Annotated in this window: 8 protein-coding genes; 1 reads left to right on the plus strand and 7 read right to left on the minus strand. The window is 69.2% G+C overall.

Annotated features, from left to right (window positions below):
• Window positions 1-65: 65 nt before the first annotated feature.
• From D1832_RS02490 to D1832_RS02500, 3 genes are read right to left on the minus strand one after another with little or no spacing between them, the layout of a single operon-like run.
• A complete protein-coding gene (locus D1832_RS02490; RefSeq protein ID WP_241510824.1) occupies window positions 66-1,157 on the minus strand; it encodes a glycosyltransferase family 4 protein in 1,092 nt (363 codons plus the stop codon).
• Window positions 1,154-2,041 carry a glycosyltransferase family 2 protein gene (locus tag D1832_RS02495; RefSeq protein WP_118912470.1) on the minus strand — a complete coding sequence of 296 codons (888 nt, stop codon included), beginning with the start codon at window positions 2,039-2,041 and terminating at the stop codon, window positions 1,154-1,156. Before D1832_RS02495 ends, D1832_RS02490 begins: the two co-directional genes overlap by 4 nt.
• Complete coding sequence (locus D1832_RS02500) at window positions 2,034-6,320, minus strand: alpha-(1->3)-arabinofuranosyltransferase domain-containing protein (protein WP_118912471.1); 4,287 nt, start codon at window positions 6,318-6,320, stop codon at window positions 2,034-2,036. The genes D1832_RS02495 and D1832_RS02500 overlap by 8 nt, the downstream gene beginning before the upstream one ends.
• 135 nt (window positions 6,321-6,455) lie before the next feature.
• Between D1832_RS02500 and D1832_RS02505 the strand changes: the two genes are divergently transcribed.
• Window positions 6,456-7,742: a lipopolysaccharide biosynthesis protein gene (locus tag D1832_RS02505; RefSeq protein WP_147362593.1), complete on the plus strand. Its 1,287-nt coding sequence runs from the start codon at window positions 6,456-6,458 to the stop codon at window positions 7,740-7,742.
• 55 nt (window positions 7,743-7,797) lie between these two features.
• Here the strand turns inward: D1832_RS02505 and D1832_RS02510 are convergent, their stop codons facing one another.
• From D1832_RS02510 to D1832_RS02525, 4 genes are all read right to left on the minus strand, one after another.
• Window positions 7,798-8,643: a class I SAM-dependent methyltransferase gene (locus D1832_RS02510; protein WP_118912473.1), complete on the minus strand. Its 846-nt coding sequence runs from the start codon at window positions 8,641-8,643 to the stop codon at window positions 7,798-7,800.
• Window positions 8,644-8,736: 93 nt separating this feature from the next.
• The gene (locus D1832_RS02515) at window positions 8,737-10,725 is read right to left on the minus strand and encodes an acyltransferase family protein (protein ID WP_182434627.1); all 1,989 of its coding nucleotides are present in this window, start codon (window positions 10,723-10,725) and stop codon (window positions 8,737-8,739) included.
• Window positions 10,722-12,725, minus strand: a complete 2,004-nt coding sequence (locus D1832_RS02520; RefSeq protein ID WP_118912475.1) for an acyltransferase family protein — start codon at window positions 12,723-12,725, stop codon at window positions 10,722-10,724. The genes D1832_RS02515 and D1832_RS02520 overlap by 4 nt, the downstream gene beginning before the upstream one ends.
• A gap of 99 nt (window positions 12,726-12,824) precedes the next feature.
• Window positions 12,825-13,415 carry a hypothetical protein gene (locus D1832_RS02525; protein WP_147362594.1) on the minus strand — a complete coding sequence of 197 codons (591 nt, stop codon included), beginning with the start codon at window positions 13,413-13,415 and terminating at the stop codon, window positions 12,825-12,827.
• Window positions 13,416-13,425: the final 10 nt, after the last annotated feature.

Genomic DNA, 13,425 nt, shown 5'->3' on the forward strand with positions numbered 1-13,425 from the left:
CATGCCGTGTGGGCCATGAGACAGCGCTCGACCGCTCCCCCTCGCCCCTGACGCTCACGCGGGCCTCACTCGAACTCGGCGAACGCCTCGCCGAGGCGACGGGTCTGCGTGACGATGTCGTGCTCCGCGACCATCCGTTCGCGGTTGGCTCGGCCCGTCTCGCGGGCAGCGTTGTCGTCCTCGAGGAAGTGCAGGAGCCCGTCGGCCAGTGCTGCGGCGTCGTCCTCGACGACGAGGTTCGGCGGCCGCACCGCCTCGTCGTTCGTACCACAGGCTGTCGTGACGACGGGAAGGCCGCACGCCTGCGCCTCGAGGTAGGCAAGACCGAGTTGCTCGGTCCACTTCCACGTCGGGCGGGGTGCCGTCGTGAACACCCGAGCCGAGCGCAGGAGATCGGCCACCCCCGACGCATCGAGCGAGCCCGCGAGGACGACCGAATCCGGCATGCGACGGGCGGCTTCCTCGACGAGCGGAAGCAACGGGCCGCGTCCGGCCACGACGAGCTGCGCCTCCGGCAGGTGTCGGCGCACGTGAGCCATCGCGTCGAGCACGGTGTCGATGCCCTTGTTCGGTGCCAGCGGCGAAGTGAAGACAACGCGCGGGCGGTCGGTGAGTTCGGCTGCCGGGGAGAACAGTTCCGTGTCGACACCGGGCTTGACGACGCGCGCCCGCTCGAGGTCGAAGCCGTTGAGGTCGAGGTGATCGAGGGCGGCGTCGACCATGCAGAGCACGAGGTCGGCGCTGCGTGCGGATTCGACGGCCTGGCGGTACGGCGGCAGGGCGTACAGGGGCTGACGCGGCATGTTCTCCCACGTCACGACGGCCTGCTTGAAGCCTCCGGATCGGCGGCGCCGGGAAAGTTGCCCGGTGACGAGCGAACACAGCTCGAGGCTGACCGCCCAGTCGGGGCGAACGCGCGCGAGTTCGTCGTCGAGGTTCTCGGCCCAAGCGAAAGCGCCGGCCTCGATGAAGCGCTTCACCGGGCGGCGGTAGGTCGTCGGGACCCAGCTCATCTCCCCCACCGGCTCGTCGGCGGCCAGCGCTGTGACGTGGGTGTCGGGCATGCGCGACATCCAGTAGAGCTCACGGCGGGGACGCTGATCGGGCAGCGAGAGCCACAGGAGCTCACGCCGGCGCGACGCGTCACCGTGGGTCACGGCGTCTTTCCTCCGGAGGCCGCCTCACGGCGCGCGCTCCAGGCGCCGTAGCCGTAGCCGACCGCCTCCATGGCACGCATCGCGACCATGCCGGCGGCGTGCAGGGGGCGTCGGGCCAGGTCGCCGCGGTGGCTCCAGTACGCGCCGAGCACCGCACGCCCTTGGTCGCTGACGGCACCGTCGTGCTCGGCTTCGAGGGCCGGGATGCTTCGGCCGTAGTAGCGCCGCTTGTCGAAGACGTCGCGCAGGGTGAGGTGACCCTCGTCGTGGTCGATGACGATGGGAGCGAGTTCGATGCGGTGTCCCGCACGGCGCATTTTCATGCGAAGGTCGGCGTCCTCCGGTCCGGACATCGCGAGGTGGAACTCGCCGTCGCCGACCATGAACTCACGGCGCAGCAGGCGTGGGTTGTGCAGCCACGGTTGGTCGAGGTAGCACTCACGCTCGAGGGCACGGCAGGCTGTCCAGAACCCCGTGCCGATCGTGCGCTCGGGCAGGGCGACGCCGGCCGCGCCTGTTTGCTCGGCCGTGTCGAGGGCGACTTCGAGAGCACGCGGCGGCAGGATCATGTCGCTGTCGAGCCACACGATCCACGGCGTCTCGGCAGCCTGAATGCCGCGGTTGCGCTGGGCGGAACGCTCGGGGCCCGCCTCGAGGTAGACGTCGGCGTACCGCTGGGCGATCTCGGGCGTCGCGTCGTTACTCGCGTTGTCGACGACGATGAGCGTCACGTTCGGCTCGGTCTGCACAACGACGGACGCGAGCGTCGCCTCGATCGTGCGCTCGTTGTTGCGCGTCGGCACGATGACGCTCACCGCGCGCGCAACACCGCCCTCCACATCGCGCCCGGCAGGCGTCCCGGCGCTCACGTGGCTGTCAATCATCCTCGGATCCTCCGTCGCTGTCGCTGTCGCGCGTGCGTCCCTCGTCCTCGGTGCGGTCGGCGGAGTCGGTGGCGTCAGCGGCCGGCTCGGCCGTTGCGGCACCGCGGGATCCCCCGGCCAGGCCTTCACGGCGCAGGAGGCCTGCGATGGCGACGACGAAACCGGCGCCGGCAACGCGATGCGGCCACAGGCTCGCCGAGATCGCATCCGCGCTCACCTCGCCGAGGTCGGGACTGAGGACGAGGAACAGGAGAATCGCCACGAACACCAGGGCAGCGCCGGTGACGACGAGTGCCCGTGATGTCACGCGTCCCCAGCGCAGGCCCGCCACGACGGCGAGACCCGCCACGAGTCCCGGAAGCCCCACAGCGAGCGCGGCGGCCACGACGAAGCCGGCTTGGAGCAGGACCTGACGATCCGAGCGACCCGGGGACCCGCCGCCACCGGTCATCCGCTCCTGTGGCGCGGACCGGTGCGCGCGATGAGCCGGCAGGTCCTCGTCGGCGCTCTCGTCTCGACCACCGACAAGCGCACCCGTCAGCCACGCACGCACCACGAGCGCTGCCGCGAGCAACAGTGCCGCAAGCGAGAAGAGGATGGCCCAGTTGGCGTAACGCTGAGGCGTGAAGCGCATCTCGACGGTGCCCTCGGCGCCGGCCGGCAGAACCCACCCGGAGGAGTAGCCGTCGAGCAGGACGGGGCGTCCCAGATCCTTGTCGCCCAGCGTGGCGCTCCAGCGCTCGTCATAGCTCTGACCCAGCACGACGGCCTTCGGCGTGGAGCTCTTCGCCACGCGCACGGACTTCACGCTCGGCGAGTTCTTCGTCACGGCGAAGTCGACCGGGGCAGGCGAGACGCCGGCCCCCGCCTTCTCCGACACGGTGTCGCGCAGCACGAGCGAGTCGACGACGAAGTCGCGCACCGGCTCGACGTGCTGTTCGCGGGCCTTGAGGACAACCGGGTTGCACGCCGTCCAGCGGGTGCCGGCGTCCTTGGGCCCGGCCACACGGTCGCCCGACAGACGCATCGGCAGCGCCGTACCGTTGATCGTCGAGACTGCGAAGCACCGGTTCTTACCAGGCTCGTCGAACGCACCGAGAGGAGCCTTGCGCAGCACTTGTTTCGTATCGATCGACGTGAACTTCGCCGGGGCGCCGTTACGCGGCCCGCTCGAGGCGTCGAGCTGCACCCGCACGACCTTGCCCCGCGTCGCCGCGATGTCGATCGACGCCGTGCCGTTCGGCTTGAGAACTCCGGAGCCGACGACGCGGCCGTCGACGCTGACCGTGGCCCGCGTCGCCCACTGGGTGCGTGATTCACCGCCCTCACCGGGGGCCTGGGTGACGGAGACAGAGCTGATCTCGCGCTCGGGCCCGCGCATCTGCCACCAGGCACCCTGCGGGCTTGCGCCACCGGGAACCCAGGCCGTCTTGTCGTTGTCGTCGGCGGCCTGGGACGCACGGTATTCGGGGCGGTCGAACCAGAACTCCGACGACGACGCCGTGACGGCATCGCTGTAGCCCGCGCTGCGGTCGTAGAAGCGCTCCTGGTCGGCCTTCGCGAGGCGCACCGTGGCGGAGGCGTCGTAGCGACGGGCGTCGGGCATCGTGAAGATGCGGTTGAGCGAGGTCTCGGAGTCGTCGTTCGGGGAGGACGAGTTCTGCACGCGCTGGAAGAGGATGTCGAGCGGTGCCTTCTCGAAGGCCGTGCGGCCCTCGGCGTCGAGGCTGTCGTACAGGTCCTTCAGAGTCGACGGCGTGCGCGCCGCACGCTCTGCCTTCGCCCCGGGTAGCCCCACTTCGGAAACACCGACGAGGTTGTAGCCGTCGCCGCGGGTCGAGTCGATCCGCAGGCGGACGGACTCGGCGTTCACGCCACCCATGCGGAACGTGGCACGGCCGGTGTCTGGCACGCGCACGGAGACAGACTTGCCGCCTGCGATGAGGGTGGCGCGATCGATCTTGACGGGACCGAGATCGGCCTGAGCGACCGACACGTCACCGAGGCGGGCGGGCTTGTCGAGCTTCACGTTCAGGCTCTGGCCTGCGGCTCGCTGGAAGTCACCGAACCGCCACGACGTCGCATCGTCACCGTCGAAAGCGTTCTCGGCGGCGGCGAAGGGCAGGTCGAAGAACGTTCCACCGGCCGAGCTCGCGGTGACGTGCGCCCCGGAACGTTCCAGGACGGTCTGGTTCTTCGGATCGGTGCCCAGTGTGCGGCTGTTCTTCAGTGCCTCGTTCGCGGCAAGGAGCGAGCCCTGGCCGGCGGTGAGGCGCTGAGGGATGGTGTTGCGACGGGCGTTCGTGTCGGTTTGCGCGAGTCGTGCGCCGTCCTTGAGCGCGGCTTTGAGGCTCGTCTCGTCGAGGTCCTGCGCGTAGCGCACGGTGGGGCTCGAGCGAAGCAGGCCGGCGGCGGCGAGCTGGGGGAACGCCCAGCCGTCGCCGGCGACGATCATCTGACCCGCGAGGCTCTGGGCCCGGACCGCACGTCGGGAGTCCTTGACCCCGTAGAGCTGCACCGGCGTGAGCAGGGCCTCGTCCATGCTCTCGGGCTGGTTCGTGGGCGACAGGACGTTCTGACCGGGACGGCCGAAGTTCGCGACGCCGTACAGACCACTGTCGCCGTCGATGAGGCGCGACATGGCAGCTGGCCGCGCACCGCCGTCGTTCTCCCAGACGGTGTCGTGACGCACGAGCACGTTGTCGGCCCCGAGGTAACGCGCGAACGTCGAGGCGATGTCGCCGTTCGAGCGATCCGACTGCACCGTGTCGTCCATGGCCGCGAGGAGGTTGGCGCCGGGTGCACTCGCGTTCGGCGTCGTCTCGGGCAGCACGGCCTCGCGCTTGAGAAGCGAGTTCGTGAGGTCGTCCGGCCGTTGAACGGTCCAGCGATAGGTCGGCCTGGTCTGGCCGGGAAGCATGAGAGTACGCGCGTTCGGGTCTCCCCCGTCGGCCGTCTTGGCCGCCTCGCGCCAGTAGTTCGGCACGTCCATCTCGGAGATGTAGAGCCCGTTGGACAGGGCCGGCAGGATCCAACCGGCCACGAGAACCGTGGCCAACGAACCGGCCACGGGGGCGAGCGCGCTGCGTCGTTGGACGAGGCGCACGAGTTGCACCGCGCCGAAAGCCAGCGCCAGCGCGAAGGCCAGCGCGAGAAGCGCTCCGATCTTGTTCGTCGTGCGGAACGCGGCGAGCGGGCCGAGGCCGAGCACCTTCTCCAGCACCCACCCGACGGGGCTCTGGGCGCGTCCCTCACCCGGGAACAGCCCGACCATGACGACGGCAGCCAGGGCGGCGAGCAACACGAGAGTGCGGCGAAGAGCAGTTCGCGCAAAGGCGAGGGAGACGAGCGCAAGCGTCGGCCACAGCGCGGTGAGGACGATGACGACCGGGCTCGTGATGTAGGTGGCGTTCTGAGGCACCCACGGACCCGTGTCACTGTGGCCGTAGAGCGGCCACAGACCGAGGCCGCGCAGCACCTCGGTGAAGGACGACACCTTGTGAATACCGGTGAGCGTCTCGGACATGTCGACGATCTGCGCGCCTGTGCCAAGCGCTGCGATGGCGGGCACGAGCCAGTAGACCGAGACGGCGACGACGAAGAGGCCGCACTTGGCTGTCACGGCGAGCACCTGACGCCACGTGGCGCGGCGGTGCCACAGCGCGACGGCGGCGATCGGCACGAGCGCGAGCAGCTGGTACAGCGGCACGACGGCCACGTTCATGCCGCTCATCGCGAAGAACGCAAGGCCGAACGCGGCCGGCCAGGCCCAGCTGTGCGGCTGCTGCAGACCCCTCGAGTGGGCCAGGAGCATCCAGGGCAACAACGCCATCGGCAGGGCGATTGCGAGCGTGTTTCCGGCGGCTATCGTGTAGGGGTTGGCGAGGTAGAAGACGCCCGCGAACAGGCCGACCCACTTCGTCGCGCGGACGGTGGCTGCCCGCACGAGACGGTTCGCTCCCCACGCAGCGACGAGCCAGAGAGCGAAGTGGAAGACCTTGAAGGTCCACTCCGGTGACAGACCGAGCCCGCGCAGCGCCGACAGCAGGAGCAGCACGGGGACGAGGCCGACGTTGAAGTTGGCCGACCCGAGGTAGGGAGAGCTCGTCCACGACGAGAGGTAGCGCTCGACCATTGTCCACGGCGCGAGGTAGACCTCTGGCTTGATGTCGGTGTGGAAGTGACCGAGCGAGTTGCCGAAGACGATGATCGCGAGGAAGAGAACGAGCCCGCCGGCCGTGAGCGCGTACGGGCTGACCCGCGCGGCGAAGCGTCTCACGTCGTTGGCCTCCGGATCGTCGACTTCGTCACTGCACCGCGCGCCGAGCGCGCTTTCCGTCGGCGCCCCGGCGGTGACTGCCTAATATAACTGGGAAGTAACCCCCAAGAGGACCAACCCGAGAAGGTGGAGACGTTGAACGCTGGACGCACCGACGTCTCCGCTGACTCCGCCGACGAACCGTCCGAGGCTCCTGGCAACCGGACCGAGCTCACGGCGGGCATCGGTTCGGGCGCCCTCCTCGGAGTCGCCATGGGCGTCGGCAACGCCCTGAGCTACGTCTTCGTTCTCGTGCTGACGCGCGCCCTCGGTACCGCGGGGTTCGGCGCCTACTCGGCGCTCATCACGCTCGGCATCGTGCTCGTCATCCCGGCCGGCGCCTTCCAGGTCATCATCGCGCGGCGCTGGGCGGACGAGGAAGCACGCACGTCCGGGCTCGTCGCCGCGGCCGGGACGGGCATCGCTCTCACCGGGCTCACGTGCCTGCTCGCCGCACCGATCGGCGATACCTTCCACCTCGACGGTGTGGCCGCCACCGTCGCGATGTCGCTCATGCTCCTTCCGATGACGCTCACGGGAGCGTTTCAGGGCATGTTGCTGGGGGACGAACGCCTCGGGCGCCTGTCGACGCTCTACGTCCTCACCGCGGCCACCCGTCTGCTCGGCGCGTTCGTGTGCCTTGCGATCGACTCGAACGTCACGCAGGTCTTCGTCGCCATGGCGATCGCGGCCTGGCTCACCGCGGCGTACGGCTGGTGGGCCTGTCGCGATCTGGCCGCCACCACCTGGCGCCACTCCCCCTCGCTCCTGGCCGAGATGGCGCGATCCAACTCGACGCTCGCGGCCTTCACCGCCCTGACGAACGTCGACGTGCTCCTCGTGCGCCACTTCCTCGACGAGCACACCTCCGGCGGCTACGGGCTCGCGTCGACCTTCGGGCGGGCGATGTGCTGGGGCACCCAGTTCATCGCGCTGCTCGTCGTGCCGCGCCTGTCGCGTCAGGGGTCGTCGATGATCTGGCGGGCGGCGGCGCTCGTCGTCGGAATCGGCGCGATCGCGGCCGCGGTTGTCGCGATTGACGCCGACGCCCTCGTGCGGCTCATCGGCGGCACGGCCTTCGACGGTTTCGGAACGCTCGTCCTGGCCTGCATCGCGCTCGGCACGCTGTGGGCCCTGGCGCAGCTGTGGCTCTTCTCCCAGATGGCCGACGACGACACGACTCTCGGCAAGGTGGCCTGGGTGGCCGTCACCGTCGAACTTGTTGTCGGGTGGCTGTGGTGGCACGACAGTGCCGAGCAGGTCATCGGACTCGCCACCGGCTGCGCGGCGCTCGTCGTCCTCGTCGGCGTGGTTCGCACCCGCCGTCACGCCGTGACGCAGCTCCAGTCCGAGGAGGACCTCCTCGTCACCGACCGCACGTGACACGCATCGGGCCGAGCCGACACACGTGGTCAGCTCGGCCCGAGGCAACGGTGGGTCACTTCGCGCTGTCGTCGTCACCGATCTTGCGCGAGCGTCCGAGCAGCACCTTCGCCACGGCGGTGATCGGGCCGGGCACGATGCCCACGGCCTTCCACATCACGGCGTTGACGCGGTCCTGCACCGTCACCTGGTAGCGGCGCAGGGCCTCGTCCGTGCCCGAGAGTTTGCGGGCTGTACCGGGCACACGGCGGAATGTGAGGGCGTGCAGGCCGTTGGCCCAGCGCGGGTCGTCGGCGTGCGCCGCGTCCCACGTCTCGACGATCTCCCAGCCCTTGTGCCGCTGGAGGAAGAGCTTGTGGGCCTTCTGCACGACCGGCCACGACGCGTCGTCGATGAGCACGAGCGCCTCGTTCGCGAGCAATGGCTCGACGACAGCCAGGGCGAGGTAGTGCGACAGCAGGGTGTGCTCGCCGTCGTAGAAGTAGACGCCGACCGGCCGATCGAGCGCGCCTGGCTCGACCATGAGCTTGAAGCAGTCGCCCTCGAGCAGTTCGACGTCGGCGTCACTCGCGTGCTCGGCGAGGTTCGTCATGAGCTCCTCGCGCGCCATCTCGCCGGCCATGCCGAACTCCATGAAGTTCTCCATGACGACGAACTTCTTGCCGGCGTTGCCCCGCACCGCAGCGCAGATCGAGCGGCCCTTGAACGTGCCGACCTCGAGGTAGGCCTCGCCCTCGGGCAGGTGACGCGCGGCCTCGTTGAGCACCGCGAGTTCGTTGACCGCCGTGTAGCCGGCCACCTGGGACGCGAGGCCCTTCCACGAGCCGTCGACCGGGTCGCCACTTTGGACGTCGGGGGTGAACAGCGCCGGAAGGGCTTCGAAGAAGGCAGACGTTTTCATGGGTTCCTTACGTGGGTGAGGCCCGAACGCACACGGCGGACCACGGACGGTGTCGGCGAACTCGGGCGGCACAAGAATGCCACCTCATGCGCCTCAGCGCTGGGCAGTCGCCAGAACCTGGGGCGCCAGCCACTTCCAGATCATCGGTGTGGCCTCCTCGGAGAAGTGGACGCTGTCGGTGTACAGCCGCTTACCGCTCACCTCGGGCTGGAAGGGATTGCTGCACACCGTCCTCGCGAGGTCGAGCAGCGGCACGTGCTCCTCGGACGCCCACTCCCGGATCAGGGCGTTGACCTGGTCGGGTCGCTGCGACTCGGCGAGCGCAGGGCCGTCGGCGCGCATCGCGGCGGCGTCCTCGGGCGGGAGGACGGACAGATCGGCCTGACGGCACGGCACCGTCGTCACGTAGACACGCTGCGCTCCCCCGGCGCGGATCTTCCCGACGGTCTCGGTGAGACGCTTCTTCGCGAGGTCGCGGTAGGCGGCGTCGTCGATCCACACCTTTCGGCCGTCGAGCATGTGCCGCGAGGCGAGGTGCACGCCGGGCATGAGGACGGCGGCCTCCGCACCCGAGCCGCGAACCTTCGACGTCAGGTCGCGCTTGAGGGAGGCACAGTCCTTCGGGTTGGGCACGATCTTGCTCTTGGAATCGACGATCGGGATGTCGAGCATGTCGCAGCCCGGCACAGCCAGGGCCACGGGGTGGAGCCCCGGGAAGTTGAGCGACGGGTAGTTCTCGACGAGCTTGAGGGGCACCGAGTCGCCCACCATGGCCACCGTGGTCCGGCTCGAGGTCATGGGGTAGGCCTTCTGCCCCGGCACGAGGTCGGGAACGTTCGCCACGTACTGCGGCGGGCCGCTGACTCGGGTCATCGTCCACATGAGGCCTGAACCGAGGACGAGGGCCAGTGCCGAACCGACGGCGACGAACTGCCGCGTGCCGGAAGTGGATTTCGGCAGCAGACCCTTGACGCCGTTCTGCAGGACGGGCACTTCGATGTAGCGGAAGCTGAGGTACGCAGCGGCGAACGTGAGCGCACCCTTGAGCACGGCCTCGGCGATGTCGGGGAGGCCCGGCACGTCGACCCACAGGTTGATGGGCCAGTGGTAGAGGTAGAGCCCGTACGAGATGCGGCCCAGGAACGCCAGGGGCTCCCACCCGAAGATGCGGTTGATGAGCAGGTTGCGCGGGTCGACGCTCGACCACCCCATGAGGGCGGCGCCGACGGCGAAGAGCAGGATGCCACCGCGGTCGTAGACCCACGTGGTGCTCGGGTCGAGGAGGAAGACCGCCGAGACCGAGACGCCGAAGCCGATGACGCCGAGCGCCTGCGTCACGGCGCGTGGAGGGAGCACCGGGCCCCGTTTGTCGTTGCCGAGTCCAAGCAGACAGCCCAGCGCGACACCGACGAGCAGAGCCTGCACGCGGGTGTCGGTGCCGTAGTAGAGGCGCGTCTGGTCCTGCGGCGTCTCGAAGCCGAGCTGCGCCGTCCAGCAGGCGCTCACCGCCGCAAGAGCGAGAGCGATGCCGGCCTTCGCGCCCCGGCGACGGGCGAGGGCGACGAGGGCGAGCACGAGGAAGGGGACGATGACGTAGAACTGTTCCTCGACCGAGAGCGTCCACGCGTGACGCAGCGGCGACGGGTCGACGAACTGGTCGAAGTAGGCGTCGCCACGGCTGATGAGTCGCCAGTTGAGGAAGAATCCGAGCGTCGCGAAAGCGTCGCCGGCGTACTCCTTGCGCTGCTCCGCGTCGGCAAAGAAGGCCGTGTGAACGAGCACCGCGGCGACGAGCACGAACATCGCGGGGAGAACGCGGCGGGCCCGCCGGGCGTAGAAGCGGCGGACGTCGATGCGCCCCGTCTTCTGGCGCTCCTTGAGGAGCAGGCGAGTGATGAGGAAGCCGGAGAAGACGAAGAAGTGGTTGATGCCGACCCAGCCACCGACGAGCGCCGTCACGCCCAAGTGGTAGGCGATGACGAGAACGACGAACAGGCCGCGGTAACCGTCGAGCGCCGCATAGCGCGACGGCGTGCGCACGCCCTTGCCGTTGCGTCGCTGTGCGCGCGTGCTGCCCGTCACGGACGTCCACCTGCCTTGCTCAGAACCTGCGGGGCGAGCCAGCCCCATATCATCGGGGTTGCCTCGGGCGAGAAGTGAATGCCGTCCTCGTAGACCTTCTTGCCGTGCAGCGTCGGCTGGTAACCGTCACCGCACACGGCGGAGGCGAGGTCGACGACAGGCACGTTCTCCTCCTTCGCCCAGGTACTGATGAGGGCGTTGAGGCGCTTGGGGTTCTGGGCCTCGGCCACGAGTTCGGGGGAGCGGCTCAGCTCCGTACGGTACTGGGGCGGAAGGTTGAGTTCGCTCATCCGTCGGCACGGAACGGTGGTGATCTGCACCGAACGAGCCCCGGCCGCCTCGGCTTTCGTCGTGAGTTCGGAGAGCTTCGAGCGCACGGCAGCAACGTACGCCGGGTCGTCGAGCCACACCGTGCGCCCTCTGAGTTGGTGGCGCAGCGCGAGCTGGAGACTGGGCATGATGACGAACGTCTCGGCGCCCGAGGTACGCACCTTCTCCTCGTAGGTCGCCTTGTTCTGCCGGCACGCGGCGTCGGCGCCGAGCGCCACCGTCGGTGTCCACTGCACAGGGGCGTCGACGATGTCGCAACCGGGTGTGCCGAGGTTGACGACCTCAAGGCCCGGGAAGTTGCCGCTGGGGAAACGGGAGACGAGGTGGAACGGCACCGAGTCACCGAACAGCGCGACCTTCGTCGGCGGCTTCGGCGCCGTGAACGTCGGCTGCCCCTCGACGAGCTGGGGGATGTTCGCCACCTTCTGCGGGACGCTCTCGTCGCGCACGGGTGCGGTGGCCTGCGCCGTACCTCCCGAGACGAAGAGCGCGCCGACGACGACCGCGGCCAGCCCTGCGAAGCCTGCGGCCCCCGTCCGACGGCGACCGAACGCGCCGAGTCCGTGCTTCATGATCGGCTGTTCGAGGAAGCGGTAGCTCACGGCGGCCGCCGCGTAGGACAGGGCGAGCGTCAGCACCGCGAGAACCCAGACGTTGACGCCGGTGAGGTAGCGCGAGAGCCAGATGAAGATCGGCCAGTGGTACAGGTAGAGGCCGTACGAGATCTTGCCCGTGTAGACCGCGGGTGGCAGGGAGAACACGCGAACGAGGGGTGTGGCGCGCCTCTGCGCACAGCCGATGATCCACGCCGTCGCCGCGATGGAGGTCAGCAGCATCCCGCCGCGCGAGAACATCCACGGTGCGAGCGGCTCGATCGTGACGAACGCGACGAGCGTGGCCGCCAGCCCGAGCCACCCGACGATCTCGATCCACGGGCGGCCGCCGTCGAGGGGATCACGCGGGTCGCGAGGTTTGAGCAGCGCCCCGCCGCTCCCCCGGTGCCCACTCCACACGCCCGCCGCGACGCCGAGCGCCAAGGCCTGAACGCGGATGTCCGTGCCGTAGTAGGCGTGTGACTGACCACCCAGCCCGACGAGGTCCAACCGCGTGGCCCACAGGGCACTGAGTCCGGCGAGCAGCACGAACGGAAGGGTCCTCGCCAGGCGCGTACGCCCCAGGGCCAGTACGGCCACGACGAGCCACGGCACGACGAGATAGAACTGCTCCTCGACTGACAGACTCCACGCGTGCCGCGTGATGCTCGGGTGGCTGAAAGCCTCGAAGTACTGATCGTCACGGGCCACAAGACGCCAGTTCATGACGTAGGTGAGGGTGGCGAGGATGTCGCCCTTGAGGTACGCCTTCTCCTCATCGGGGGCCAAGAACAGCCCATCGAGCGTCACCGCGCCGAGCATGACGAGCAGTGCCGGGCCGAGGCGCCGCACCCGTCGGACGTAGAAATCGTGAACGCTGATGTCGCCGTAGCTACGCCGCTCGGCGAGGAGCAGACGCGTGATGAGGAAGGCGGAGAGTATGAAGAAGACGTTCATGAACACCCACAGCCCCGGCAGAACCGTGAGTGCCCCCACGTGCCACAGCATGAAGACGACCATGCCGTAGCCGCGGATGCCGTCCAGGCCAGGACGGTGGGCGAAGAGCCGTGCGGCCATGAGTTCCTCTCCGATCGAACGCGTGCGAGCTTCCGCTCACGGCGACGGGCTCACCCACCGACGAATCGGAGCGGGTGAGCCCGTTGCCGTCAGCGGCAGTCAGTCGCGAACCGTGTCGGGCTCGTCGTCGTCGAAGCGCGTGCGACGGCGGGCCGGACGCACATCGTCGTCGTCCTCGTCGTCGACCAGGCGCGTGCGGCGGACCTTGCGAGGGGCGTCGTCCTCGTCACCCAAACGGGAACGACGGCGCGGCTCCGTGGTGCGCTCGCTCTGGCGCTCCGTGCGACCGGCGAGGAGGCCCGGGCGGCGATCGGAGTCGGCGTCGTCGACGTCGTCGTCCTCCACGGCCTCGTCCTCGAGGCGGGTGCGGGCGCCGCGCGTCTGCGCTGCCGACTCCGAGCCGAAGAGGAGGAAGCCGAGGGCGGCGGTGATGATGGCGAGGGCGAGGAAGAGGAGGCTCTGGTTGCGTGCGACGTCCTCGATGATGCCGCACTGGCCCTTGGCCAGACCGTTCGTGTTAGGTGACATCGGGCTACCGCAACGGAAGAGGCCGCCGTCCTTGCCCATGAAGCTGGTCGGCGTGAGGAAGAAGTACGCGGCCACCGCGAGGAATCCGGTGGCGACGATGAGCGCGACCTTCGTTCCGGGGCGCAGCGACGTCACTGTACGAGTGTCTGACTGGTTCGACATGCCCGCATGC

The organism is Dermacoccus abyssi (assembly GCF_003515945.1).
Taxonomy (GTDB): domain Bacteria; phylum Actinomycetota; class Actinomycetes; order Actinomycetales; family Dermatophilaceae; genus Dermacoccus; species Dermacoccus abyssi.

Excerpts from the sequence above, each read along its gene's own strand:
- D1832_RS02495 (WP_118912470.1), bottom strand. The coding sequence starts at position 2,041 with ATGATTGACAGCCACGTGAGCGCCGGGACGCCTGCCGGGCGCGATGTG.
- D1832_RS02510 (WP_118912473.1), bottom strand. The coding sequence starts at position 8,643 with ATGAAAACGTCTGCCTTCTTCGAAGCCCTTCCGGCGCTGTTCACCCCC.
- D1832_RS02520 (WP_118912475.1), bottom strand. The coding sequence starts at position 12,725 with ATGGCCGCACGGCTCTTCGCCCACCGTCCTGGCCTGGACGGCATCCGC.
- D1832_RS02525 (WP_147362594.1), bottom strand. The coding sequence starts at position 13,415 with ATGTCGAACCAGTCAGACACTCGTACAGTGACGTCGCTGCGCCCCGGA.